We start from the raw sequence: 26,633 nt of genomic DNA, 5'->3' as shown, positions 1-26,633 counted from the left end.
CGCTGTCGCCTTTCAGGAGTGCCATTGAGGGGCGCTCCTGTGACATCTAAGTCAGTCACCTGCCGTGACAGGGAGAGAGCACCCACTTCGTCGTACCAACGTTCACGGGACTCACCTCCTCGACTGTCTGTCACGGCCAAGACAAGACACTACCAGACCGGGTGTCGTGCGCCACCGCCTGGCTGCCTTCCGTGGACAGCGGACGCGCGGCGGTGAGGCGTCTACCAGGCTGAGGGATCCCAGGTCAGCACCGCCGCTTTTAGCCTCCGAAGGCGGGCCGAAGGGCTTCGCCCATCCAATGCCCGATGGGTCCGCTCTACGAGAGGACGTGTGATTCCGTGCGCGCCGAACTGATCAGAGCCCTCCCCCTGGTGTTGCGGGGACACGCGGACAGCTTCGGCGAGAAGGTCGCCTTCCAGGACGACAAGCGGGCGGTCACCTACGGCGATCTGGAGGCGCGGACCCGGCGGCTGGCCGGACATCTGGCGGGCCTCGGTGTCCGGCGCGGCGACCGGGTGATGATCTGCCTGCGCAACAGCGTGGAGATGCTCGAGAGCTACCTCGCCGTTCTTCGTGCGGGCGCGATCGGGGTACCGGTCAACCCCGCGTCCACCGACCCCGAACTGGACTATCTCCTGCACGACAGCGAGGCGGTCGCCGTCATCACCGACCCCGTGCACGCGGCGGTCTTCCTGCGCTCGCCGTCCCTTGCCCCCGGCGCACGGCTGCTGGTGACCGGTGAGATACCCGCGCACCCGTCCGTCCACGCCTACCAGGAACTCGCGAAGACCGAGCCCGCGGAACCCGCCCGTGACGATCTCGGCCTGGACGAAGTGGCTTGGCTGTTCTACACCTCCGGGACCACCGGAGAACCGAAGGGAGTGCTGTCCAGCCAACGCAATTGCCTGTACTCGGTGGCGGCGAGCTACGTGCCGATCCCCGGGCTGTCGGCGGACGATCGCGTGCTGTGGCCGCTGCCCTTGTTCCACAGCCTTTCCCATATCGCGTGCGTGCTGGCGGTGACCGTGGTCGGTGCGACCGCCCGGATCATGGACAGCCCTTCCGGGGACGAGTTCCTGGAAGCCGCCTGGGAAACCGAGGCCACTTTCGTGGCGGGGGTGCCGACCACCTATCACTACCTTCTCGAGGCACGGCGGCAGCGCGGGATCACCCTCCCGGCGCTGCGGATCGGGCTGGTCGGGGGCGCGGTCGCCGGTGCCGAACTGTGCCGGTCGTTCCGCGAGGGTTTCGAGGTGCCGCTGGTCGACGCGTACGGCAGTACCGAGACGTGTGGGGCGATCACGATGAACCCGCCGGGAGGAGTGCGCGTCGACGGGTCGTGCGGGCTTCCGGTGCCCGGGGTGGCTGTCCGGATCGTCGACCCGGAGACCGGCCGCGACGTGCCGGACGACGTCGAGGGCGAGGTGTGGGTACGCGGCCCGAACGTGACGTCCGGCTACCACAAAAAACCGGAGGTGACCGCGGCCGCGTTCCGAGACGGCTGGTATCGCACGGGTGACCTCGCCAGCCGGGACGCCGCCGGGTACTTCACCATCCGCGGCCGGATCAGCGACCTGATCGTCAGGGGCGGAGAGAACGTCCATCCGGAGGAGATCGAAGCGGTTCTTCGCGGCGCTCCGGGGATCGCCGACGTCGGCGTGGCCGGACGGCCGCACGAGGTGCTCGGCGAGGTGCCCGTCGCCTACGTGGTCGCGGATCCGCCGGGTGCCGAGATCGGCGCCGTGCTCGAACGGTGCCGCCGGGAGCTGTCCGCGTTCAAGGTTCCCGAAGAGGTCTACGAGGTGGCCGACGTCCCGCGGACCGCTTCGGGGAAGATCCAGCGCCGCCGGTTGGCCGATCGACCCGCCTCGCTGCGGTACACGGCGAGCGGATCGCACGACGGAGTCCTGCGCCTGGAGTGGGTGCCCGCGCCGTCGACCGCTACCGCCGGCCCCGCGCCGTCGACGTGGGCGTTCGTGGGCCCGGCCGCTGCCGGGGGCCCGTTCTCCTCCGGTCACGCCGAGCTGGCCACGGCCGGCGCCGCCGAGGTGACGGTGCTGCTCGCGCCCGACACCGTTGGCACCTGGGATGAGCACCGCGCCGCGACCCGGCGACTGGTCGAAGAGGTGACGACGTGGGCCGCCCGGGCCGGATCGGGAAGGCTGCTCCTGCTGACCCGGCGGGCGGTGGCGGTGTCGGCGCTGGACGAGCCCGCCGATCCGGCTCAGGCCATGCTGGCGACCGCGGTCGACCGAGTGCTGGGGAGCCGGGCGATCCTGGTCGACCTGGACGGCGAAGCGCCGATCGACGCCGTGCCGTACGCGGCCCTGCGTGACGAACCGCGCTGCGCGCTGCGCTCCGGCGAGCTTCTGGTGGCCCGGCTGACCCGCCAGCCGGTGGCGGACCGTTCGCCGCGGGATGCGTGGCCGGGCTCCGACGGCGTCGTGGTGCTGACGGGTGCCGACACCGTGCGCGGCGCGGCGGTGGCACGGCAGCTGGCCGCTGTGGTCCCGGACGAGCGGCTGCTGCTGCTCTCCGGCGCCACCGAGTGGGAGCCGTCGATCGCGGCGGGCCCGGCCGCCGCGGTGATCCTCGCCGACGGCGACCCGGAGCTGGCCAGGAAGTTGAGCGCCGCCACGGACTCCACCCGGACTTCGTTCCTCGCGATCGTCGACTCGGACGAGGTCACCGATGCGGCGGACCCCGGCCGGGCGGTCTCGGCGGCCATGGTGGCCGCCGTGGTCCACGATCGTCGCCGTCGCGGCCTCGCGGGCTCGGTACTGACCTGGACCGAACCGGCCACGGACCCCCCGGGTTCGTCCTGGTTGCGTGACGGGCTGTTCGCGGTCGACACACTCCTTGCCACAACGGACCCGGCGCCGCTGTTCGCCCTGCGTGCGCACCGGCCGGAGCCGGGGACCGCCGTGCCCGCGCTCCTGCGTGATCTCTTCCCGGAGCCGCTCGTCCGGGACGGAGTCGGCGACTCGACGGCCGCCATCCGGGAAGAATTGGCCCGTCTGGACCGGCACGCGCAACGCGCGCTGCTCCAGGCCATGGTCCAGGACGAGTCCGCGGCGACACTCGACCGGTCCGGCGACGGCGTCGGTGTCGGTGTGGACCGGGCGTTCCGGGATCTCGGGTTCAGCTCGGTCGCGCTCGTCGAACTGCGTACGCGGCTGATGGCCCGGACCGGTCTGAGGCTGCCGACCGGAGCGGTGTTCGACCATCCGACGCCGCGGGCGCTGGCCGCGTTCCTGCACACCGAGCTGGTCGGCGACACCACCGGGGCCCCGGCCGAGACCGCCGTCGGCACCTCGCCGGGGACCGACGAGCCGATCGTGATCGTCGGGATGGCCTGCCGGCTGCCGGGCGGGATCACCGGGCCGGACGAGCTGTGGCGTCTGGTCAGCGAGGGCAGGGAGGCGTCCGGGCCCTTCCCCGCCGACCGAGGCTGGGATCTGGAGCGGCTCTTCGACGCCGACCCCGACCGGCCAGGGACCTCGTACGTCGACCGGGGCGGGTTCCTCGAGGGCGCGGCCGAGTTCGACGCCGGCTTCTTCGGGATCTCCCCGCGCGAGGCGGTCGCCATGGACCCACAGCAGCGGGTACTGCTGGAGACCGCTTGGGAGGCGCTGGAGCACGCCGGCATCGACGCGTCGTCGTTGCGGGACACCGATGCCGGTGTCTTCGCCGGCCTGATGGAGCAGGGCTACGGCGCCGACGGCCCGGTACCGGAGGAGCTCGAAGCCTTCCAGACGACCGGCACCGCGGGCAGCGTCGCGTCAGGCCGGATCTCCTATCTGCTCGGCTTGCGGGGACCGGCGATCACCGTGGACACGGCATGCTCGTCCTCACTGGTCGCGCTGCATCTGGCCGCCCACGCGCTGCGTCGCGGCGAGTGTTCGCTGGCCTTGGCCGGTGGGGCCACGGTGATGGCCACCCCGCAGTCCTTCGTCGAGTTCTCCCGGCAGCGCGCACTGGCCGCTGACGGCCGGTGCAAGTCCTATGCCTCGGCCGCCGACGGCACCGCGTGGGCGGAAGGCGCCGGGATGCTGGTGCTGGAACGCCTCGGCGACGCCCGCCGCAACGGGCACCGGATCCTGGCGGTGCTGCGCGGCTCCTCGGTGAACTCCGACGGTGCGTCGAACGGCCTCACCGCACCGAGTGGTGAGGCACAGCAACGGGTCATCCGGCAGGCACTGGCGTCGGCGGGCCTTGGCCCGGCGGACGTCGACGCGGTGGAGGGGCACGGGACCGGGACCGTGCTGGGCGACCCGATCGAGGCCGAGGCGTTGCTGGCGGGCTACGGCCGGGGCCGGGACGCCGATCAGCCCCTGTGGCTGGGTTCGCTCAAATCGAACGTCGGCCACACCCAGGCCGCGGCGGGCGTCGCCGGCGTCATCAAAATGGTCGAGGCGCTTCGGCACGGTGTGCTCCCGGCGACACTCAACGTGGACGAGCCGAGCTCTCGCGTCGACTGGTCGGCCGGTGCGGTCGCGCTGCTGACGGAAAGCAGGCCATGGCCGCGCCGTGATCGTCCGCGCCGGGCGGGAATCTCCAGCTTCGGCCTGAGCGGAACGAACGCCCACGTGATCCTGGAGGAAGCACCCCGGCGGCCTGCCGTCCGGCAGGCCGCGACGGTGCCGTCGCCGTCGATCGTGCCGCTGATCTTGTCGGCCCGCTCGGCGCCGTCGCTCACCCGGCTGGCGGACCGGCTGGTCTCGCTCATCGAGACCGACGGCGAGTCGTCGTGGATCGACGTCGCCGTGGCACTGGCGGCTCGGCGAACGACCATGGACGAACGCGCGGTCGTGCTGGCGGCCTCACGGGAAGAGGCGCTGGCCGGCCTTCGCGCGCTGGCCCGTGACGAGGCCAGTCCCCTCGTCGTGCGTGACAGCGCCACTTCCGGTGCCTCGTCCGGCGTCGTGCTGATCTTTCCCGGCCAGGGCGCGCAGTGGACCGGGATGGGGCGCGAGCTGCTCGACACCTCCCCCGCGTTCGCGGAGGTCGTCCAGGACTGCGCCCGGCTGCTGACCGAATGGGCGGACTGGTCGCTGATCGACGTGCTGCGAGGCGAGGCCGACCAGGAACTGAGGGAACGCGTCGACGTCATCCAGGTGGCGAGCTTCGCGACGATGGCCGGCCTGGCCGCGCTGTGGGCGTCGGTGGGAGTCCGGCCCGACGCGGTGGTGGGCCACTCGCAAGGCGAGATCGCCGCGGCCTACGTCGCCGGGGCGCTCTCCCTGCGCGACGCGATGCGGGTCGTCGTGGTCCGGAGCCAGATGATCGCGGAGACCCTGTCCGGCCGGGGAGGCATGGCATCGGTACGTCTCGACGCCGCCGAGGCGACCGCTCGGCTGGCGAAAGGGGACGGCCGGGTACAGGTCGCCGCGGTGAACGGTCCGTCCTCGGTGGTGCTCTCCGGTGCCCCGGAGGCGCTGACCGAGGTGCTGCGCGAACTGGCCGAGTCCGGTGTCGACGTACGGCGGGTGGCGGTCGACTACGCGTCGCACAGCGACCAGGTCGAGGCCGTCCGGGAGCGGCTGGCGGTGGCACTGGCCGATTTGTCACCGGCCGAGCCGTCGGTGGCCTTCCACTCGACCGTGACCGGGGCCCGGGCCGACGGCGCGCTGGACGGCGACTACTGGTACCGCAACCTGCGGCAACAGGTCCGTTTCGGGCCGACGATCGATCGCCTGCTGGAGCAGGGTTTCGGCGCTTTCATCGAGGTCAGTCCGCACCCGGTACTCGTTCAGCCGGTCACCGAGGCCGTGCACGAAGCGCGTTCGGAAGCGGTCGTCGCCGGTTCGTTGCGCCGGGACGACGGCGGGCTCGGCCGCTTGGCGCGATCGATGGCAGAGCTGTTCGTCCGCGGCCTCCCGGTGGACTGGCGCGGCTTACTCGCCGCCGAAGACGTCCAGGCCACCTGGATCGACCTGCCGACCTATCCGTTCGAGCGACAGCGTTTCTGGCGACGGCCGGTGTCGACCGCCGACGCGCCGGGCATGGGTTTGGACGACGCCGGGCATCCGCTGCTCGGCGCGCTCGTCCGGCTGCCCGATTCCGGTGGCCTGATCGCGACCGGGCGATGGTCCGCCTCGACCCTGCCGTGGTCGGCGGGCGACGAGGTACCCGAGGCGGCCCTCGTCGAGCTGGCGCTGTGGGCGGGCGACCTGGTCGGCGCCCCGGTCGTCGAGGAATTGACCGTCGACCGCGCCGTCGTGCCGCCACCCCACGGCGGCCTGAACGTACGGATCGTCGTGGGGCGGCCGGACGCCGCCCACCGGCGGTCGCTGACGGTCCACTCCGGTCCGTCCGGAGCGAGCGCCCCCGAAGAGTGGACACCGCACGCCACCGCCACCGTGGCACCGGCGGCCCGATCCGCCGCCGAGGCCACCGGTACCCCCGCGGTCGAGGTCGCTCTCGACGACGCCGAGCGGCCGGACGCGCACCGCTACGGAATCCACCCGGCACTGCTCGACGCGGCCGTCCGGACCGTGCTCGCGGCCGGTCAGCGGCCGAAGACCTGGCGAGGCGTCCGGCTGCTGGCCTCCGGGGCCGACACCGTCGGCGTCCGGTCCACGCCCGTCGAGGACGGGACGGCCTTCCGCGTCGAACTGACCGATCCGGCCGGGCAGCCGGTGCTGGCGGTGGCGGAACTGGTCGCCGGACGGTCCGCGTCCACCGCGGCCCTGTTCCGCCTGGACTGGGTCGACCACCCGACGCCACAGGCCACCTCGGCGCCCGTCCTCGCCGACGCGACGCTGCTGATCCACGAGGCCGACGTCTCGGAGGACGATCCGCGCGCCGCGGTCGTCGAGGTGCTCGAACTGATCCAGGCGTTCCTCACCCGGCCGGACGAGGACGACGCCCGGCTGGTGATCGTCACTCCCGACCAGGACGGGATCGCCACCAGCGCCGTCCGGGGACTGGTCCGGTCCGCCCAGTCCGAGCACCCCGGCAAGCTCGTGCTGGTGGCCGCCGACCACGCGGACCGGGCGACCGCCTCGGTCATCGCGGCCGTGCGCAGCGGTGAACCGCAGCTGAGGCTTCGGGACGGCCGGATCCGAGTGCCCCGGCTGGCGCGGCAGCGGGCGGCCGAGTCCTCATCCGCGTCCCGGCCGCTTGATCCCGACGGCACCGTACTGATCACCGGTGGTACCGGAACTCTCGCGGCGGTGACCGCGCGGCACCTCGTCGCCGAGCACGGTGTCCGCCATCTGGTTCTGGCCGGCCGCCGCGGCCCCGCCGCCGACGGCGCCGCGGCGCTGCACGACGAACTGGCCGGGCTCGGCGCGACCGTTCGGCTGGTGGCCGCCGATGTGGCGGATCGCGAGCAGGTGGCGGCGTTGCTGGCCACGGTCGGCGAGGAGCATCCGCTGACCGCGGTCGTGCACACCGCCGGGGTGCTGGACGACGCGGTGATCACCGAGCTCGACCCGCACCGCGTCGACACCGTGTTCGGGGCGAAGGTGGACGCGGCCCGTCACCTGGACGACCTCACCCGCGACCTCGATCTCGCCGCCTTCGTGCTCTATTCCTCGGCCGCGGGTGTGCTCGGCAACCCGGGGCAGGGGAACTACGCCGCCGCCAACGCGGCACTGGACGCCGTGGCGCGGGGACGGCGGAACGCCGGCCTGCCCGCGGTCTCGATCGCCTGGGGTTACTGGGACCGGGCCAGTGGCTTGACCGGCCACCTCGGCGACGCCGACCACCGGCGGAACCGGGACATCGGCATGATCGGCCTGTCCGACCGCGACGGGATGGCGTTGCTCGACCAGTGCCTGCTGGCGGGCGACGACGACGCGGCCGTGGTCGCGGCCGGTTTCGACCTGGCCGCGCTCCAGGCGGCCGATGACCCGCGGATGCCGTCCGTGCTGCGCGGCCTGGTACCGGCGGGGCGGCCGGTCGACCGGGGCGGTGCGACCGTGCGGCCCGCTCCGGCGGCGCAGGCCTCCCCGTCCGGCCGGATCGGCGAGCTGCCCGCCGCCGAGCAGCTCGACGCACTGGTCGACCTGATCCGCCGTCAGAGCGCCCTCGTCCTCGGCCATCCGAGCACCGACGCGATCCGGCTCGACCGCACGTTCAAGGATTCGGGCTTCGACTCGCTCACCGCGCTCGAACTGCGCAACCGGCTCGCCACCGCGACCGGACTGGCCCTGTCCCCCGCGATGATCTTCGACTATCCGCGGCCGCGGTCGCTGGCGGCCCATCTGCAGGCCAAGCTCCTCGACAACGCGCAGACCGGACCGGCCACCGCGGAGCCGAGGGCGACGACCGAGGAGCCGATCGCCATCGTCGCGATGGCCTGCCGGTTCCCCGGCGGCGTACGCAGCCCCGAGGACCTGTGGCGAATCCTCGCCGCGGAGACCGACGCCGTCACCGAATTCCCCACCGACCGCGGCTGGGACACCGACCGGCTCTTCGATCCCGACCCGGACCACCTCGGCACCACCTACGTCCGCCACGGCGCCTTCCTCGAGGACCCGGGCGCGTTCGACGCCGGCTTCTTCGGCATCTCGCCGCAAGAGGCGCTGGCGATGGACCCCCAGCAGCGACTGGTCATGGAGACCTCGTGGGAGCTGCTCGAACGCGCGGGTATCGACCCGCACAGCCTGTACGCCCAGGATGTGGGCGTCTTCGTCGGAGTGAACAGTCACGACTGGACCGTGCGCACGCACCACGCGGCCGGCGTCGAGGGTTTCCGGCTGACCGGCGGCTCGGGCAGTGTCCTCTCCGGGCGGGTGGCCTACCACCTCGGCCTGGAAGGCCCGGCGATGACCGTGGACACCGCTTGCTCGTCGTCGCTGGTGACCCTGCACCTTGCCGTGCAGGCCATCCGGAACGGCGAGTGCTCGATGGCACTGGCCGGCGGCGTGATGGTGATGGGCACCGTGGAGACCTTCGTCGAGTTCTCGCGGCAGCGTGGGCTCGCGCCCGACGGCCGCTGCAAGGCGTTCGCCGACGCGGCCGACGGTACCGGGTGGTCGGAGGGAGTCGGCTTCGTTCTCGTCGAGCCGCTGTCCCAGGCCCGCGCGCGGGGCCATCGGGTGCTGGCGCTGGTCCGCGGGACGGCGGTGAACTCCGACGGCGCCTCCAACGGCCTCACCGCGCCGAACGGCCCGTCGCAACAGCGCGTGATCCGCAAGGCGCTCGCCGCGGCCGGACTGCGGGGCGACGAGGTCGACTCCGTCGAGGGGCACGGCACCGGGACCACGCTCGGCGACCCGATCGAGGCGCAGGCGCTGCTGGAAACCTACGGCCGGGACCGGCCTGCCGACCGTCCGCTCTGGCTGGGGTCGGTGAAGTCGAACATCGGCCACACCCAGGCCGCGGCCGGCGTCGCGGGCGTGATCAAGATGGTGCTGGCGATGCGGCACGGCGTCCTGCCGAAGACGCTGCACGTCGACCGGCCGTCGACCCACGTCGACTGGTCGGCGGGCGAGGTGCGGCTGCTCACCGAACGCCGCGACTGGCCTCGTGCCGGACGGCCGCGCCGGGCAGGCGTGTCGTCGTTCGGCATCGGCGGGACCAACGCGCACGTCATCCTGGAGGAGGCAGGCGACGAAATCGCCGGTGAAGTGACCGAGGACGTCGCCCACGATCGGCCTTCGGCAGACCTCCGCGTGCCGGTTCCGGTCTCCGGCCGCACCCCCGCCGCGTTGCGGGCACAGGCCGGCGGCCTGGCGGACTTCATGGCGGCGCGGCCGGAGCTGGAGCCCGCCGACCTCGCGCTCGCGCTGGCCACCGGCCGGGCGCAGCTCGACCGCCGGGCCGTCCTGGTGGTCCGGGACCGGGACGAGCTGGCCGCCGGGCTGCGCGGGCTGGCCGAAGGTTCCGCTCCGGCCATCGGCGGCGCCCCGGCCGATGGCAAGCTGGCCGTCCTGTTCACCGGGCAGGGCAGTCAGTGGCCCGGCATGGGCCGGGATCTCGCGGCCTGCTTCCCGGTCTTCGCCGAGGCGTTCACCGACGCCTGCCTTGCCGTCGAGAAGCATTGGACCGGACACACCACGGCGCCGCTGTCCGACGTCGTCTTCGACGCCCTCGACGCTGACGCCGGTCGGCTGATCGATCAGACGATCTACACCCAGGCCGGCCTGTTCGCACTCGAAACCGCGCTGTACCGGCTCTACGAATCGTGGGGAGTGCGCCCGGACCTGGTGGCGGGCCATTCCATCGGAGAGATCACCGCCGCGCATGTCAGCGGGGTGCTCGAGCTGGCGGACGCGGGACGGCTGGTCGCCGCGCGGGCCCGGTTGATGCAGGCGCTGCCACCGGGCGGAGCGATGGTCGCCGTCCAGGCGACCGAGGCCGAGGTGACCCCGGAACTGCTGGAGGCGCCCGGCGTCATCGACATCGCGGCGGTCAACAGCGCCCGATCACTGGTGTTGTCCGGTGACGAGGTGGCCGTGCTGTGGGTGGCGAGCGATCTCGCCAAGTTCGGCCACAAGACCCGGCGGCTGCCGGTGAGTCATGCCTTCCATTCGCGGTTGATGCGGCCCATGCTCGCCGAGTTCCGGAAGGTCGCCGAAGCGCTGACCTACCGGGAGGGCCGGCTGCCCGTCGTTTCCACGGTCACCGGCAGGCTGGACGCCGGACAGCGCTTCGCCACACCCGACTACTGGGTCGAGCAGGTCCGGGCCACGGTCCGGTTCGGGGACGCGGTCACCTCGCTGCGAGGTCAGGGCGTGACGACGTTCCTGGAGCTCGGACCCGGGGGCGTGCTCACCACGATGGCGTCCGAGAGCGTCGACACTTCGGCGGTGTCCTGCGTCGCGACCCTGCGCGCGGACGGCGCGGAGGTCGCCGACACGGTCGCGGCCCTCGGCGAACTGCACGTCCGCGGGGTGGCCCTCGACTGGCCCGAGATCGTCGGCCGTCCGGCAGGCTCCGCCGCGGTCCTGGCCACCGAGCTGCCGACCTACGCGTTCCAGCGCCGGCGGTACTGGCTCGACGAAGCGCCACTCGGCGACGCGGTCCCCGCGGCCCCGGCCGGGCAGGAGGACGCGCAAGGCAGCGTCGCCGACCGGTTGGCGACCCGTGACCAGGACGAACGCGAGCGGATCGCGCTCGAGGTGATCCGGGAGTCGGTGGCGGTCGTGCTGGGCTACCAGCAGGCCGATCTCGACACGATGGACGACGACCAGTCGTTCAAGAGCCTGGGTTTCGATTCACTGGGCGGCGTGCGGCTGCGTAACCGGCTGCGGGATCTCACAGGCGTCGACCTGCCCGTGACGGCGGTCTTCGACTTCCCGACCCCGAAGGCCCTCGCGGCGCGTCTCGGCGGTGAGGCGGCGGATGAGGTCGCCGAGGTGCCCGATCGCGCTCCGGCGCCGGTGACCGCCTCCGACGAGCCCATCGCGATCATCGGCATGGGCGTGCGGCTGCCAGGCGGTGTGGAGACTCCGGACGACCTGTGGCGGCTGGTCATCGAGCGACGCGACGCGATCTCCGGCTTCCCCGTCGACCGCGGTTGGGACACCGACGGGCTCTACCATCCGGATCCCGCGCACGTCGGGACCACCTACACCCGGTCGGGTGGCTTCCTCGGCGACGCCGCCCAGTTCGACCCCGGGCTGTTCGGGATCTCCCCGCGTGAAGCGCTGGCGATGGACCCGCAGCAACGGCTGCTGCTGGAAGCGTCCTGGGAGGCCTTGGAACGGGCGGGCATCGACCCGCTGTCCGCCCGTGGCGAAGAGGTCGGCGTCTTCACCGGGATCGTGCACCACGACTACGCGACCCGGCTGAACCGGATTCCCGAGGAGGTCCGGGGATACGTCATGACCGGCACGTCGCCGAGCGTCGCCTCGGGCCGCATCTCGTACGTCTTCGGCTTCGAGGGGCCGGCGGTGACCCTGGACACCGCGTGCTCGTCCTCGCTGGTCGCGATGCACCAGGCCGCGCAGGCCCTCCGGCGCGGCGAGTGCACGATGGCGCTGGCAGGCGGGGCCACGGTGATGGCCAGCCCGGAGGCGTTCGTCGAGTTCTCCAGCCAGCGCGGTCTCTCCGCCGACGGCCGGTGCAAGTCGTTCTCGTCCACCGCGGACGGCACCGGCTGGTCGGAGGGCGTCGGCGTCGTGCTCCTGGAGCGGCTCTCGGTCGCCCGGCAGCGTGGCCACCGGGTGCTGGCCACGATTCGCGGATCGGCGATCAACTCCGACGGTGTGTCGAACGGACTGACCGCGCCGAACGGGAAGGCGCAGCAACGGGTCATCCGGCGGGCGCTCGCGTCTGCGGGACTGGATCCCGCCGACATCGACGCGGTGGAGGCCCACGGGACCGGCACGGTATTGGGCGACCCGATCGAGGCGGGGGCCTTGCTCGCCACGTACGGGGAAGCCAGGGACGCGCGGCGGCCGCTGTGGCTCGGGTCCTTGAAATCGAACATCGGGCACACGCAGGCGGCCGCCGGCGTGGCAGGCGTGATCAAGATGGTCGAAGCGCTGCGGCACGGTGTGCTGCCGCCGACCATCAACGTCGAGGAACCGACCGAACAGGTGGACTGGTCGTCCGGCACCCTCGCGTTGCTGACCGAACAGCGGGAGTGGCCGCGGACCGGCAGGCCCCGGCGGGCCGGCGTCTCCGCGTTCGGCGCCAGCGGGACCAACGCGCACGTGATCCTCGAGCAGGCACCGGCCGAGGAGGCCACGACCGCACCGCCCGAGGATCCGGACCGGGTGCAGGGACTCGTGACGGACGTCGTGCCGCTGGTGGTGTCCGCCAAGAGCGTCCGGTCACTCGGCGCGCAGGCCACCCGGCTGCGGACGGCTCTGGACGATCCCGCCGAGACCGGCGGACCGGTGCTGCCGTCGATGGCCGACGCCTTGGTGCGCGGCCGGGCGACGCTGCCGGAGCGAGCGGTCGTGCTGGCGAGCTCACACGACGAGGCGCTGACCGGTCTCGCCGCGCTCGCCCGCGGCGAGGCGGCACCCAACCTGACCACGGGCAGCGTGGCAGGCTCCGGCGCACCCGGCAGGCTGGTCCTCGTCTTTCCCGGCCAGGGTTCGCAATGGGCGGGGATGGGCCGGACGCTGCTGGACGGTTCCGCGGTCTTCCGTGCGCGGATCGACGAGTGCGCGCGGGCTTTGGAACCCTGGGTGGACTGGTCGCTGACCGCTGTCCTGCGCGGCGAGGTGGACGAAAAGACCCTCGATCGCGTGGACGTCGTCCAGCCGGCGAGTTTCGCGATGATGGTCGGCCTGGCCGCACTCTGGGAATCGATGGGCGTACGGCCCGACGCGGTGGTCGGCCATTCCCAGGGGGAGATCGCGGCGGCGTGCGTCGCAGGCGCTCTGTCGCTGGCCGACGCGGCCCGCGTCGTCGCGGTGCGCAGCCAGGCGATCGCGACCACCCTGTCCGGCCGGGGCGGCATGGCGTCGGTGCTGCTCGGCGCGGACGAGGCGAACGAACGGCTGGCCGCCTGGTCCGGGCGGCTCGAGGTGGCCGTGGTGAACAGCCCGTCCTCGGTCGTCATCGCCGGTGACGAGGAGGCGCTGGCCGAGGCTTTGGAGGTCTTGACGCGCGAAGGCGTGCGGACCCGCACGGTGCCGGTGGACTACGCCTCGCACACCCGGCACGTCGAGGGCGTCGAGGACGTTCTGGCGACGGCGCTGAGCGGGATCGGCACCCGGCCTCCGCACCTTCCGTTCTACTCGACGGTGACCGGTGGCTGGGTCGACGACGGCGATTCGCTCGGCGCGGACTACTGGTATCAGAACCTGCGGCGCCCGGTCGGTTTCGGCCCGGCCGTCGCCGGTCTGCTGGCACAGGGCTTCGGAGTGTTCCTGGAAGTCAGCGCGCATCCGGTACTGGCGCAACCGATGACCGACGTCATCGACGATCCGGGCAAGGACGACCGATCCCGCGGCGCCGGACGGCCGATCGTCTCCGGCACGCTGCGCCGGGACGCCGACGGTCCGGCCTCTTTCCTCGCCTCGGCCGCGCGGCTCTTCGTCGGCGGGGTGCCGCTCGACTGGAGCTCGGCACTGCCGGCGCGACGGCTCCCGCACCCGGCCGAGCTACCCACCTACGCCTTCGACCGCAAGCACTTCTGGCTGACCGACGCCGCTCCGGAGAACGACGGACCGGCGGGCCCGGCGGTGGATGCCGGCTTCTGGACCGCGGTCGAGGACACCGATCCCGCGGCGCTGGCCGCCATGCTCGAGCTGTCCGCCGACCAGAGTGCGGCCTTGGACGCGGTGCTGCCCGCCATCGCCGGCTGGCGAAGGGCCCGCGAAACCTGGTCTGTCTCGGAAAGCCTCCGGTACACGATCGGCTGGGTCCCACCCCAGCGCGAGGCCCTCGGTGTTCCCGCCGGTCGCTGGCTCGTCCTCACCCCCGCGGCCGGGGACGCTTCGCTGCTCGACCAGCTGCGGGCCAACGGCCTCGACGTGCTGCCCTGCGCGGTGGAAACCGGCCTGCCCGGTGCCGAACTCACCCGGCGGCTCGGTGAAGTCCTTGCCGGCAACGAGGTAGCCGGGATCCTGTCCCTGCTCGCCCTCCCGGATCCGGCCGAGAGCGACCGGCCGGACCCGATGGCACTCACCACCTCCACCCTGACCCTGATCCAGGCGCTCGCCGCGGCCGGTGCCACGGCACCGCTGTGGTGCCTGACCCAGGGTGCGGTCAGCGTCGACGTCCGCGACGCGGGCGCCGGGGCCGCGCAGGTGGCCCAGGCGGCGGTTTGGGGCCTCGGCCGGGCGGCCGCACTCGAACGCCTGGACCGCTGGGGCGGCTTGATCGATCTTCCCGCCGAACCGGACGGCCGAGCGGTCCGGCATCTGCTCGGCGTGTTGACCGGGGCGTCCGGTGAGGACCAGGTGGCGATTCGACGGTCCGGCGTCCACGTCCGGCGCCTGCGGCGGGCCACCGGTCCGGCCGAAACCGGGAGCGAACGGCGCTGGCGGCCTCGGGGGACGATCCTGGTCACCGGCGGCGCGGAGGGCCTCGGACGGTACGTCTCGTTGTGGCTGGCGCAGGCAGGCGCCGCGCGCTTGGTGGTCACGACCAGCGCGAACGAACCCGGCGAAAGCGTCGGATCACTGCGCGACGAGCTGGCGAAGCTGGACACCGGTACCGTCGTCGAGTCGTGCGCGGACACCGACCGGGACGCGCTCGCCGAGCTCGTCCACGCGCCGGGCCCGCCGTTGACCGCGGTCGTCCACGCCGCCGACATGTCCTTGACCAGCCCGATCGACGAGACCACCGACGTCGAGGTCGCCGAGGTGTTCCTGGCCAAGGTCGACACCGCGGTCCGGCTGAGCGAACTGACGGCGGAATTCCCGCTCGACGCGTTCGTCGTGTTCTCCTCGATCGCCGGCATCTGGGGCGGTGGCGGTCAAGCGGCCGCAGGCGCCGCGAACGCGGTCCTCGACGCGCTGGTACGGCGTCTCCGGGCGGACGGCGTTCCGGCGCAGGCGATCGCCTGGGGTGCGCTGACCGCGGCAGGCGGAGGGATGGACGAGGAGACACTGGCCCAGCTCCGGCGGCGCGGCGTCATCCCGATGACACCCGACACGGCGATGGCCGCACTGGACCGGGCGATCCAGGCGGCGACGGAATCGGTGGTCGTCGCCGACATGGACTGGCGCGCCTTCATCGTGCCGTTCACGTCGGCCCGCACCAGCCCGCTCTTCGACGACCTGCCGGAGGCCGCGGCGGCGATCGAGGCGGCACAGCCCTCCGACGACTCAACGGAAAGCGCGTCGTCGCTGGTGACTTCGCTGCGCGCGGCGGGGGAGGCCGAACAGGATCGGATGCTGCTCCAGTTGGTGCGGAGCCAGGCGTCCACGGTCCTCGGGCACAGTGGTGCCGACGGGGTCGGTCCGGCACAGGCGTTCCAGGAAGCGGGTTTCGACTCGCTGGCGGCCGTCAACTTCCGCAACAGCCTGATCGCCGCCACCGGGCTGAGGCTGCCCGCCACCCTGATCTTCGACTGCCCGACGCCACGGGCGGTGGTCGAATACCTGCGCTCGGAACTGCTCGGGGCCGAGGACGAAGTGGATTCCCGGGAGGAGGACGTACGGCGGATCCTTGCCTCCGTGCCGTTCGAGCGGTTCAAGGAGGCCGGCGTCCTCGATGCGTTGCTCGGCCTTGCCGACACCGCGACGAACGGGGCCGAGGACGTCGAATCGGTGCAGGCGGCCGACGACGAGCTGATCGAGGCCATGGACGTCGACAGCTTGATCGAGCGGGCACTCGGCTCCGGCGGTTGATCGCCGGAGCGGAGCCCGGTGCCGGACACGTCGCCGGCACCGGTGCTCGCCTGGGCGCGGGCGTCACGCCTTGCCGAAGTACATGAAGGCCCCCTTCCTTGCGCCTAGCGCAAGGAAGGGGGCCTTCATGTACTTCACGACCGGCCGCCGAGGTCACAGCCGCCCCAGTGTCACCAAGGATCACATCTGAAAGTAGCGAAAGCCTCCTTCACTACCGTCAGAGTAGGAAAGGAGGCCCTCACTACCAGGAGAACCGCTCGAAAGTGTCCCTTGTGGACACTCAAGACGCGGCCTTCACACGCTCCCGGTCAGAAACCGGTCACGGGGTCTGCTCGATGGAGGCGAGGCACGCCTGCCGTGTGTCGGGGCCGGCGACCACGCGCCAGCCCTTGGGCACCTCGGCGAAGCCGGGCCAGAGCGAGGACTGGCCCTCGTCGTTACGGAGCACGAAATAGTCGCCGGACTCCACCTCGAACGGGTTGGCCATGAGGATCTCCTTCGATGAAAAGTGGCGTGCCCGCACCGTGCTCCGGGGCGTCAGAACCGGCGGACCTCGATGGGCAGCCGGTTGACGCCGATCATCGCCCACGGGTTGCGCAGGTTGACCGGGACGTCGTCGCGTACGCGGATGTCCTTGTACCGCTCCATCAGGATGCGCATGGCGATCTTCACCTCGAGCCGCGCCAGCGGCGCGCCGAGGCAGAAGTGGATGCCCTTGCCGAACGTCAGGTGGGGATTGGGGTCCCGGTTGATGTCGAACTTGTCCGGGTCGGCGAAGACGCGGTCGTCGCGGTTCGCGGTGGTCAGCCACACCAGCACGAACGCGTCGGCCGGGATCTTCTGACCGCCGATCTCGGTGTCCTTCGTGACCTGCCGCCCGAGACGGGGGAACGGCGGCCGGTAGCGCATCGACTCCTCGATCGCGGCCGGGATCAGCGTCGGGTCGGCCCGCAACTGGTCCCACGCCTCGGGGTTCTCGTGCAGCGCGAGAATCGTGTTGCCGATGGTGGAGGTCGCGGTGACGTGGCCTGCCAGCAGCAGCAGGCCGAGGAAACCGACGGTCTCCTCGTCGTCCAGCCGCGCACCGTCGACTTCGACGGCCAGAAGCTTGCTGGTCAGGTCGTCGCCCGGGTTCTTACGACGGTCTCGGACGAACTCCAGCAGGTGCAGGTTCAGCTCACGCAGCAGCGGCGCGACGTTGTTGACCGCGCTTTCCCCCAGTTCGTCCAGCGACGCCTCCGGATCGACGTTGTGCACCTCGAAGAAGGTGTCGGACAGCCGTCGGACGAATGCCCGGTCGGTGACCGGGATGCCGAGCATCTCGGCGATGACGATGAACGGCAACGGGTAGCCCAGCTCTTCGATGAGGTCCCACTGGTCGCCACGGGCGTCCGCGTCGTCGAGCAACTGCGTGGTCACCTCGGCGATCCGCGGCTCCAGATCGGCGATCATCTTCGGGGTGAACGCCTGGCTGACCATGCCGCGCAGCCGCCGGTGCGCCGGATCGTCCGCCCGGACGAAATTGCCCTTCTTGAACAGGTCGAAGTCCTCCTGTTTGGGCGCCAGCGGAGCGACATCGGAGGAGAACGTCACCGGGTCGGTGAGCACCTGATAGGTGTCGTGGTACCCGAGCACGTGCCACGCCTGGATCTTCTCGTCGAAATGCACGTCTCCACGCCCGCGCAGCTCGTCGAGATAGGCGAGAAAGTTGGCCAGTGTCCGTTCGGACTGTTTTACGCTCATGAACTCACTTCTCTCGTACGGCCCGATTCCGCGCTACCCGTCAGTCACGGTAGTTCCGAGCCGAACCGGACGGACATCCCTCACATTGCTAGTTGTCACCGCGCGGGAATGCGCGACGGAAGTGCGGGGAACGGCGGCGAATTCCCGGAATCGCTGTCAGCTTGAGGGATAGTGGCGCCGTCGCCGGACTTCGTACGGTGAGGCCAATCGACAAAAGGAGCCAGGCGGATATGGGTGGCAGCCAGGTAGAGAGCTACGACACGCACTACACCGGGGTACCGCTCTGGGACATCGGGCGTCCGCAGCTGGCCATGCGCGAGCTCGCCGAGGCAGGTGCCTTCCGCGGCCGGGCACTGGACATCGGCTGCGGCACCGGCGAGGTCGCGCTCATGGCAGCGGCGCTCGGTCTCCCGGCGGTCGGCATCGACTCGGCGCCGACAGCGATCGAGACCGCGCGACGCAAAGCACGCGAACGCGGCCTGGAAGTGCGCTTCCAGGTCGGGAACGCGCTCGAGATCGGCGACCTCGACGAGCAGTTCGACACCGTGCTCGACAGCGCGCTCTTCCACGCGTTCAGCGGTCCGGAGCGGATCCAGTACGCCACCGGCCTGGCCACCGTCATGCCGCCGGGCGCACGTTTGTTCCTGCTCTGCCTCAGCGACCGCCACCAAGCCGGCAGCGGACCGCGACGGGAGGCGCAGGGCGGGATCCGCGCTCTGCGGGTGAACCAGGACGACATCCGGGCCACCTTCGCCGACGGCTGGCGGGTCGACTCGATCGAATCCACGACTTTGGAGAACACCAGGGACGCGGCCGGGGCGCCTGCCTGGCTGGCCACGATCACCCGCACCTGAACACTTTCCGAGGCGAATACTCTCCGAAAGCCGTCCCCTTGACTTCGAGTTCCCGAAATGGGGCGACAGCGAATTCCAGGAATCGCTGTCAGCTTGAGGGATAGTGACAACGGAGCCGGAATTCGTATCGTGAGGCCAATCGACAAAAGGAGCAAGGCAGAAATGAGTCCGCAACCCGGGCCGACCTTTCCGGATTGGCCGCAATTCGATGACACCGAACGCCGCGCTCTCGATCGTGCGCTGTCCCAGGGCCAGTGGTGGCGCATGGGCGGCAGCGAGGTGGAGAGCTTCGAGCGGGAGTTCGCCGGATACCACGGTGCCGGTCACGCCCTCGCCGTCACCAACGGCACGCACGCGCTGGAACTCGCCCTGCAGGTGATGGGGGCGGGGCCGGGTACCGAGGTGATCGTGCCCGCGTTCACCTTCATCTCCTCGTCACAGGCCGCTCAGCGGATCGGGGCGGTCGCCGTGCCGGTGGACGTCGACCCGGACACCTACAACATCGACGTGACCGCCGCCGCCGACGCGATCACGCCGCGGACCAAGGTGATCATGCCGGTGCACATGGCGGGTCTCATGGCCGACATGGACGCACTGGACAAGCTCGCCTCGGACGCCGGCGTCCGGATCCTGCAGGACGCGGCCCACGCACACGGTGCCCGATGGCAGGGCAAGGGTGTCGGCGAGCTGAACTCGGTCGCGTCCTTCAGCTTCCAGAACGGCAAGCTGATGACCGCGGGCGAAGGCGGCGCGGTGCTGTTCCCGGACACGGACGAGTACGAGAAGGCGTTCCTGCACCACTCCTGCGGCAGGCCACGCACCGACCGCGGCTACCACCACCAGGTGGCGGGCACGAACATGCGGATGAACGAGTTCTCGGCCGCCGTCCTGCGTGCCCAGCTGGGCAGGCTCGACGGTCAGATCGATCTGCGGGAACAGCGGTGGCGGTTCCTGTCGGCGCTCCTGGCCCGGATCCCCGGTGTCCGGCCGCAGGGTGGTGACTCGCGAGCCGACCGGAATCCGCACTACATGGCGATGTTCCGGCTTCCCGGCTGGTCGGAGGAGCGGCGCAATCTGCTGGTCGACCGTCTGGTCGACACGGGAATCCCTGCCTTCGCGGGCTTCCGCGCCATCTACCGCACCGCGGCGTTCTGGGAGATCGGTGCCCCCGAGGAGTCCGTCGACGCCCTCGCCAAGCGGTGCCCCAACGCCGACGCGATCAGCCAGGACTGCGTTTGGCTGCACCACCGCACCCTCCTCGCGTCGGAGCAGGCGCTCAGCGACACCGCCGAAATCGTGGCAGGCCTGGTGGCCGCCGGATGAGGATCCGCACCGTACTGGTCGGGTTCGGGTGGTCCGGCCGGGAGATCTGGCTTCCTCGTCTGATGGCGAGCAGCGACTACGAAGTGGTGGCCGCGGTCGACCCCGATCCGGTCAAGCGGGAGGCGTTCACCGCGGCGACCGACCGTCCGTCCTTCGGTGGAGTCGACGCGCTGCAAGCCGAAGACGCCGACCTCGCGTTGGTCGCCTCGCCCAACCACCTGCACGCGGCCATCGCGCGACGGCTTCTCGACCGCGGTCTCGCCACCTTCGTGGAGAAGCCGGTCTGCCTCACGAGTACGGAGGCGGACACACTGGCCGAAGCCGAGCGGGCGGGTGGCGGCCGGTTGCTGGCGGGAAGTGCCTGCCGGTACCGCGCCGACGTGCGGGAGCTGACCGCTCTGGCAGGCGAGCTCGGCCACCTGCGCCATATCGACCTGGTGTGGGAAAGGGCTCGTGGTGTGCCCCGGTCACAGGGCTGGTTCACCAGCCGGACGGAAGCGGGCGGCGGTGTGTTGTTCGACCTCGGCTGGCACCTGCTCGACGTCTTGGAGACCATCGCCGGGCCGGTGGCCTTCGACCAGGTCGTCGCGTCCACTTCGCACGACCACGTCAACGACCCGCGCTGGACAGCGGCCTGGCGGCACGATCAGCCGGTGCCGGAACTCGACGCGGACGTCGAGGACACCGTGCGCGGGTTCCTGGTCACCGGATCCGGTCTGTCCGTGGGCCTTCGCGCCAGCTGGGCGACGCACTCGGCGAGCCATGACGTCACCGAGATCCGGGTCGACGGGAGCGACGGCTCCGCGACCCTCCGGACCACCTTCGGCTTCAGCCCGAATCGGGAGCCCCGGCCGCGGCTCAGCGTCGTACGGCGAGGCCGGACGAGCGAAGTCGCGATCCCGGCCGAGCCGATCGGCACCGAGTACACCCGTCAGCTCGACGACCTCAGGGACCGCCTCGCCGATCCATCGGCGCGCGGATCCGCGGTCGCGGGCGTACGGCGGATCGTCGGCACGATCGAGGCACTGTACGCGGCCTCGGCGACCCCGCTCCTGCCCGCCGGACCGGTCACGACCGCGGCGGCGACCTGATGGAGAACGTAACGATGCGCAGTGTGGTGATCTTCGACCTCGACGGCGTCCTGGTGGACAGTCACGAGGTGATGGGACGGGCCTTCGCCGCGGCATACGCGGAAGTGGTCGGTACCGGACCGGCGCCGTTCGCCGAATACCAGCGTTACCAGGGCCTGTATTTCCCGGAGATCATGCGACGTATGCGCCTGCCGCTGGAGATGGAGGAACCGTTCGTCCGGGAGAGCTACCGGCTCGCGGATCAGGTGCCGGTGGTGAACGGAGTGGCCGATCTGCTCCGGACGCTGCGGACGCGCGGGTTCCGGCTCGCCGTGGCCACCGGGAAGGCCGGGCCGAGGGCTCGCTCGCTGCTGACCACACTCGATCTGATCCAGCACTTCGACCACGTGGTCGGCTCGGATGAGGTCGTCAACGCCAAACCCGCCCCGGATATCGTGCTGCGCGCGCTCAGCCTCCTCGACGCGGAGCCGGACGCGGCCATCATGGTCGGCGATGCCCCGGCCGACATCCGCAGCGCCCAAGGCGCCGGGGTGACCTCCGTGGCGGCGACCTGGGCGACCGTCGACAAGGACGACCTGATGGCGGCCGGGCCGGATCTGGTCATCCACTCCCCCGGTGAACTGCTGCCGATGTGCCCACCCGTCTCGGTGCCGGGCCGTCGGTGACGACCTGGCTCGGCATCGACTTCGGCGGCACCAAGGTGGCGCTGCGAACGGAGACCGACGGCGGAGAAGTTCGTGAGCACGCCTTCCAGTGGCGCGGGCGCGGCCTGGAGTCCGACCTGACCCAGCTGGCGGCCGAGATCGCCCGGTTCCGGCTGCGGATTCCGGGTGACTACGCCGGGATCGGGGTCGCGCTACCGGCCACGGTGGGAACGGACGGATTGGTCGCGGCCTGGCCGAACCGCCCCGAGTGGATCGGCCTGGATCTGCGGCGGACGTTCCGCTCGGTCTTCGGGGACGCCCCCCTGCGCTGGGCCGACGACGGGGATCTGGGCGCGCTGGCCGAGGCGCGGGCGCTCGGTTGCCCCGACCTGCTCTACGTCGGAGTGGGCACGGGAATCGGCGGTGGCCTGGTCGCGGGCGACACGCTCGTGCCGGGTCCGGAGCGCGGCTCCTTCGAACTCGGTCATGTGGTGACCGACCCGGAGGGGCGGCTCTGCGGGTGCGGGCGCCGCGGGTGCCTGCAGGCCGGCGCGTCCGGGCCTGCCACGTTGGCTCGGGCGACCCGGCTGCGTGGTACCCCGGTCGGGCACGCCGAGCTCTCCGATGGCCTACTGGCCGACGAGGAGTGGGCGGTCCAGGCCGTGGACCGCACCTGCCACCGGCTCGCGGTGGCCATCACCGGGGTCCAGGAGCTCCTGCGCCCTGGCACAGTCATCCTGGGTGGCGGTTTCGCGGCCGGATTGCCCGGGTTCGCCGACCGGGTCGCGCGCCACGTGGCGGCCTTGGCCCGGCCGGGTGTGCCTGCCCCCGTGGTGCGGGCGTCACTGATGGGCCCACTGTCCACATTGCACGGTGCGGTCGCGCTGGCTCGCCTGTTCGGGTCGGCTCCGCTCCGGCATACGGTCCGGTAGACGCGGCCATGGGCCGGACGCGCCGAGAACGGCGGGCCGCCCTTGGTCGCAGGGACGTCATACTACTTCGAGGGCGGGCATCGGGAAGACCAATTTGCCGCCTGCGGCAAGGAAATCCCGCTCGCGTTCGAGGAAACCGTCACGGTAGATCCACGGCAGTACCAGCAATTGATCCGGTCGGTGGGCTTTCGCGTCCTCCTCGGACACGATCGGGATCCCGGTGCCAGGGGTGAAACACCCGGCCTTCTCCGCGCTGACCTCGCCGATGAACGGGAGGTCGGCTGTGCCGAGTCCGCAGTACTGGAGGATGACGTTGCCTTTGGTGGAGGCGCCGTAGCCAAGAGTCATCCGTCCCTGTGCCCGTGACTTCGCCAGGAACTCGACGAGTTGTTCTCGCTGCCGCTCTGCCAGTCGCGCGAAGGATTCGTAGGGGGCACGGTCGGCCAACCCCGCCTCGGCCTCGCCCCTCCGGATTCGGTCCAGCGCCCCCTCGTCGACCGCGTGCCCGGCTCCGTCCCGGCAAAGTACCGCGCGAAGGCTCCCACCGTAGACGCTGGTGATTTCGGCGGTCAGCACGCGCAGACCGGTACGTGCGGCCATCCACTCGATCTGCTCGAGCGCGTAGTACTCGAGGTGCTCGTGGCACACGATGTCGTACGAACCGGTTCGCAGCATTGACGGCAGGTAGCTCTGCTCCATCAGCCAGACGCCGTCGTCGGAGAGGACGTCGTGGACGTCGCGCATGAACCGCATCGGCTGAGGCAAGTCGTAGAACATGGCGACCGACGTGACGATTTTCGCCCGTCTGTCGCCATAACGGGCGAAAAACTCCTCCGCGGTGAAGAAGTCGCTCACCAGGTCCGCTTCCGCCGGGTAGAGATGCCCGAACTTCTCACCGACGAGGTCGAAGCCGACCAGTTTCGGCGCAGCCGGGAGATAACCGCGTAACAGAGTAGCGTCGTTGCTGCCGATGTCGACCACCAAGTCCGCCGGCCCGATCTCCACCATACGCCGGAGTTTCGCCACGATGTCGCGAAGGTGGTTCACCATGAAGGGGCGAATGCCAGAACGGTAGCCGTAGCCGTCGTTGTACATCAGTTCGAAATCCGCACTGTCCCGCAATTGCACCAACCCGCATCCTGGAGGCGTGCACTTCACCAGTTCCAGAGGAAAGGCTGGGACGACTTCATCCCGAGTACGGGGAAAGACGCCAGTGAGACACTGATCGCCCAAATGGAGCACCGATTCGAGCTCGCGATTTCCACAAATACGACAAGCGTCAATGCGCATTTACCAGGTATCCGTTCCGATAGATCTGTCCAGTCGGTCCCTCGGTGATCATCCCAGCCAAGCCTCCGGCGCGGGTCCTCCTGACCACGAAACGGGGAAGATCGACTCCAGTTCGCCCATTTCGTCGTCGGCAAGCTTTCGGTGTGTCGCGCGAACTGCGGAGTCAAGCTGGTCAGGGGTACGAGGGCCGATGACGGCGCCAGTGACGCCGGGCCGGGACAACACCCAGGCCAGCCCCACTTCGGCGGGGTCCGCGCCAACGCTCTGGCAGAACTTCTCGTAGGATTCGACGGCCGACCGAAGCGCGGGAAGCGCTGCTTGCGCCCTGCCCTGCGCGGACTTGACCGCCGTGCCCTCCCGCAACTTTCGCAGTACGCCACCGAGCAGCCCACCGTGCAACGGCGACCACGCGAACACACCGACCCCGTACGCTTCAGCCGCCGGCATCACTTCCAATTCGGCATGACGCACGGTCAGGTTGTAGAGGCACTGGTGAGCGACGATGCCGAGCCGGTGCCCGCGGGCGGCATTCTCCTGGGCGGCGGCGATGTGCCAGCCGGCGAAATTGGACGATCCGACGTAGCGCACCTTTCCGCTCGTCACCAGGACGTCCATCGCCTCCCAGACCTCGTCCCATGTCGTCGTCCGGTCAACCTGATGCGGCTGGAATATGTCGATATGGTCGACGCCGAGACGGCGTAGAGACCCTTCGCAAGCTGCGATGACATGCCGGGACGAGAGACCACCGTCGCCCGGCCGGTCGGTCATCTGGCCCCCGACCTTGGTGGCCAGCACGATGTCCTCCCGCCTGCCACCGCCGCGTGCGAACCAGCGCCCCAGCAGCTCCTCTGTGTGTCCTTTGTGGACTCTCCACCCATAGATGTCCGCGGTGTCAATGCAATCGATCCCGCGTTCGCGCGCATGGTCCAACAGCCGCAGCGCGTCTTCGTCCGGCACGCGGCCACTGAAGTTCACAGTACCGAGCCACAGCCTCTTGGTGCGGAGCGCCGACCGGCCGATCGGCACGCGTTCTGCGAGACTCGGGCCTGTTGTCATCGTGGGCACCCCCATCGGTTCCCGAAAGTCGAGCGGGACCGAAGATATTCTGCCGCTCTGGCGCCGCTCAAACAACGTTAAGGTAGGTAGTCGGGTCCGCGGTTTTGGAGCTTGCGAAGCGGTGCAGCGGGCGGGCGGCGACGCTGCCGGTCACGGTCCGCCGCTACCGGTGTGCCGGGTGTGGCCATGGCGGCGGAACCGCGGGCGAAGCTGTCGCGGCGGATAGAATACTGGTATCATCCGAAATGAAGAAAGGCCGGCATCGGAATGCGCGGCCGCGTCCTAATCGAAACCCTCCACACCCAATGGTTTCCCGGCCACAGTCGTCGAATACCACACAGAGCGACTACGTCACCATTCAACTGCGCAGTGTCATTTAACTGCAGTGTCATTTCAACTGCGCAGTGTCATCGCGTGCGCGTCGACGGTGTACGCGCGGAAGGTGGGCTGACCCAGTGCGTGTCCGCGAGTTGAAGGTGGCCGGCGCGTTCGAGTTCACGCCGGATCCAGCGCCGGATCGACGCGGACTGTTCGTCGCACCGCTACAGGACGACGCGTTTGTCGGCGCGGTCGGGCACAGGTTTCCGGTAGCACAGGTGAACACGGTGGTCTCAAAGCGCGATGTGTTGCGCGGCCTGCATTTCACCCGCACGCCCGGACAGCGCAAGTACGTCCATTGCGTCGCCGGGCGCGCGCTGGATGTGATCGTCGACCTCAGGGTCGGCTCACCGACCTACCTGATGTCGGATGCCGTGGAGATGGACGCCGAGTCCTTCCGAGCCGTCTACTTTCCCATCGGGACGGCGCACGCGTTCCTGGCGCTGGCGGACAGCACGGTGATGTCGTACCTCGTGAGCACACCTTATCGGGCAGAGCTGGAACTGGCGATCGATCCGTTCGACCCGGCGCTGAACCTGCCGTGGCCGTCGGACCGTGATGTCGTCCGCTCGTATCGGGATACCGCGGCGCCACTCCTGGCGGATATGCGACGGGACGGTCTGCTGCCCGATTATGCGGACTGCCTCCGTATATCCCGGAAAACAGTCGTGAGTGGCAATGAGGGTTATTGAGGAGTAAGTCAAAGGTGGCGTGATCAGGTGAGATGGCCCCCGGGGTGACGCGAAGCCGTAACTCGCGTGATCAGACACGTATCTCGCGTGCTTGAAGACGTAACTCGCGTGATCGAACGCCGGACACCCGAGTTACGTCTCCAAGCACGTGAGTTACGTGTCCAAGCACGCGAGTTACGGCTTCGCTCCGCCCGCCACCCCGGGTCGAACGGGCTCGCACCGCATACCCAGGAGCGAAGGCGTCCTTCACTGCATCGGACGCGGCGAAGGGCCCCTTCACCCCACCGCCGACCCCAACCGCACATTTCGTCATCAACCGGACATTCAGTCGTCGAAATGTGTCCACAGTGGACACCAGGGCGGGCCGGCTTCCGTCGGCCAGGGCAACCGAGCGCGTGCGAAGTCTTGTCAAGCCG

11 protein-coding genes are annotated in these 26,633 nt (G+C 70.5%); 7 read left to right on the top strand and 4 right to left on the bottom strand.

Annotated features, from left to right (window positions below; translation table 11 throughout):
- Positions 1–338: 338 nt before the first annotated feature.
- Positions 339–16,214: a type I polyketide synthase gene (locus ACLJO0_RS07190; RefSeq protein ID WP_410577116.1), complete on the top strand. Its 15,876-nt coding sequence runs from the start codon at positions 339–341 to the stop codon at positions 16,212–16,214.
- A 319-nt stretch (positions 16,215–16,533) separates the two neighbouring features.
- Here the strand turns inward: ACLJO0_RS07190 and ACLJO0_RS07185 are convergent, their stop codons facing one another.
- Together ACLJO0_RS07185 and ACLJO0_RS07180 are read right to left on the bottom strand one after the other, a co-directional pair.
- Positions 16,534–16,701, bottom strand: a complete 168-nt coding sequence (locus ACLJO0_RS07185; protein ID WP_125790376.1) for an MbtH family protein — start codon at positions 16,699–16,701, stop codon at positions 16,534–16,536.
- Positions 16,702–16,751: 50 nt separating this feature from the next.
- Positions 16,752–17,957, bottom strand: a complete 1,206-nt coding sequence (locus ACLJO0_RS07180) for a cytochrome P450 (RefSeq protein WP_410577115.1) — start codon at positions 17,955–17,957, stop codon at positions 16,752–16,754.
- 230 nt (positions 17,958–18,187) lie between these two features.
- Between ACLJO0_RS07180 and ACLJO0_RS07175 the strand changes: the two genes are divergently transcribed.
- From ACLJO0_RS07175 to ACLJO0_RS07155, 5 genes are all read left to right on the top strand, one after another.
- Positions 18,188–18,811 carry a class I SAM-dependent methyltransferase gene (locus ACLJO0_RS07175; protein ID WP_410577114.1) on the top strand — a complete coding sequence of 208 codons (624 nt, stop codon included), beginning with the start codon at positions 18,188–18,190 and terminating at the stop codon, positions 18,809–18,811.
- A gap of 162 nt (positions 18,812–18,973) precedes the next feature.
- Complete coding sequence (locus tag ACLJO0_RS07170) at positions 18,974–20,134, top strand: DegT/DnrJ/EryC1/StrS family aminotransferase (protein ID WP_410577113.1); 1,161 nt, start codon at positions 18,974–18,976, stop codon at positions 20,132–20,134.
- Positions 20,131–21,225 (top strand): Gfo/Idh/MocA family protein, encoded by a 1,095-nt coding sequence (locus tag ACLJO0_RS07165; RefSeq protein ID WP_410577112.1) that lies wholly within the window; start codon positions 20,131–20,133, stop codon positions 21,223–21,225. The genes ACLJO0_RS07170 and ACLJO0_RS07165 overlap by 4 nt, the downstream gene beginning before the upstream one ends.
- A gap of 14 nt (positions 21,226–21,239) precedes the next feature.
- Positions 21,240–21,890, top strand: a complete 651-nt coding sequence (locus tag ACLJO0_RS07160; protein WP_410577111.1) for an HAD-IA family hydrolase — start codon at positions 21,240–21,242, stop codon at positions 21,888–21,890.
- Positions 21,857–22,801, top strand: coding sequence for an ROK family protein (locus ACLJO0_RS07155; protein ID WP_410577110.1), 945 nt, complete (start codon positions 21,857–21,859; stop codon positions 22,799–22,801). The genes ACLJO0_RS07160 and ACLJO0_RS07155 overlap by 34 nt, the downstream gene beginning before the upstream one ends.
- Before the next feature lie 57 nt (positions 22,802–22,858).
- Here ACLJO0_RS07155 and ACLJO0_RS07150 read toward each other — a convergent pair whose 3' ends face one another.
- On the bottom strand, positions 22,859–24,091 hold the full coding sequence (locus ACLJO0_RS07150) for a class I SAM-dependent methyltransferase (RefSeq protein WP_410577109.1): 1,233 nt from the start codon (positions 24,089–24,091) through the stop codon (positions 22,859–22,861).
- A 48-nt stretch (positions 24,092–24,139) separates the two neighbouring features.
- A complete protein-coding gene (locus ACLJO0_RS07145) occupies positions 24,140–25,147 on the bottom strand; it encodes an aldo/keto reductase (RefSeq protein ID WP_410577108.1) in 1,008 nt (335 codons plus the stop codon).
- A 455-nt stretch (positions 25,148–25,602) separates the two neighbouring features.
- Between ACLJO0_RS07145 and ACLJO0_RS07140 the strand changes: the two genes are divergently transcribed.
- Positions 25,603–26,217 (top strand): dTDP-4-dehydrorhamnose 3,5-epimerase family protein, encoded by a 615-nt coding sequence (locus ACLJO0_RS07140; RefSeq protein ID WP_410577107.1) that lies wholly within the window; start codon positions 25,603–25,605, stop codon positions 26,215–26,217.
- Positions 26,218–26,633: the final 416 nt, after the last annotated feature.

Source organism: Amycolatopsis sp. lyj-108, from assembly GCF_046549005.1.
Lineage (GTDB): Bacteria > Actinomycetota > Actinomycetes > Mycobacteriales > Pseudonocardiaceae > Amycolatopsis.
Note: the sequence above shows the minus strand (reverse complement) of the source record. Positions and strands in the feature narration are given on the sequence as shown.

Excerpts from the sequence above, each read along its gene's own strand:
- ACLJO0_RS07170 (WP_410577113.1), top strand. The coding sequence starts at position 18,974 with ATGAGTCCGCAACCCGGGCCGACCTTTCCGGATTGGCCGCAATTCGAT.
- ACLJO0_RS07160 (WP_410577111.1), top strand. The coding sequence starts at position 21,240 with ATGCGCAGTGTGGTGATCTTCGACCTCGACGGCGTCCTGGTGGACAGT.
- ACLJO0_RS07175 (WP_410577114.1), top strand. The coding sequence starts at position 18,188 with ATGGGTGGCAGCCAGGTAGAGAGCTACGACACGCACTACACCGGGGTA.
- ACLJO0_RS07145 (WP_410577108.1), bottom strand. The coding sequence starts at position 25,147 with ATGACAACAGGCCCGAGTCTCGCAGAACGCGTGCCGATCGGCCGGTCG.
- ACLJO0_RS07180 (WP_410577115.1), bottom strand. The coding sequence starts at position 17,957 with ATGAGCGTAAAACAGTCCGAACGGACACTGGCCAACTTTCTCGCCTAT.
- ACLJO0_RS07150 (WP_410577109.1), bottom strand. The coding sequence starts at position 24,091 with ATGCGCATTGACGCTTGTCGTATTTGTGGAAATCGCGAGCTCGAATCG.
- ACLJO0_RS07185 (WP_125790376.1), bottom strand. The coding sequence starts at position 16,701 with ATGGCCAACCCGTTCGAGGTGGAGTCCGGCGACTATTTCGTGCTCCGT.
- ACLJO0_RS07165 (WP_410577112.1), top strand. The coding sequence starts at position 20,131 with ATGAGGATCCGCACCGTACTGGTCGGGTTCGGGTGGTCCGGCCGGGAG.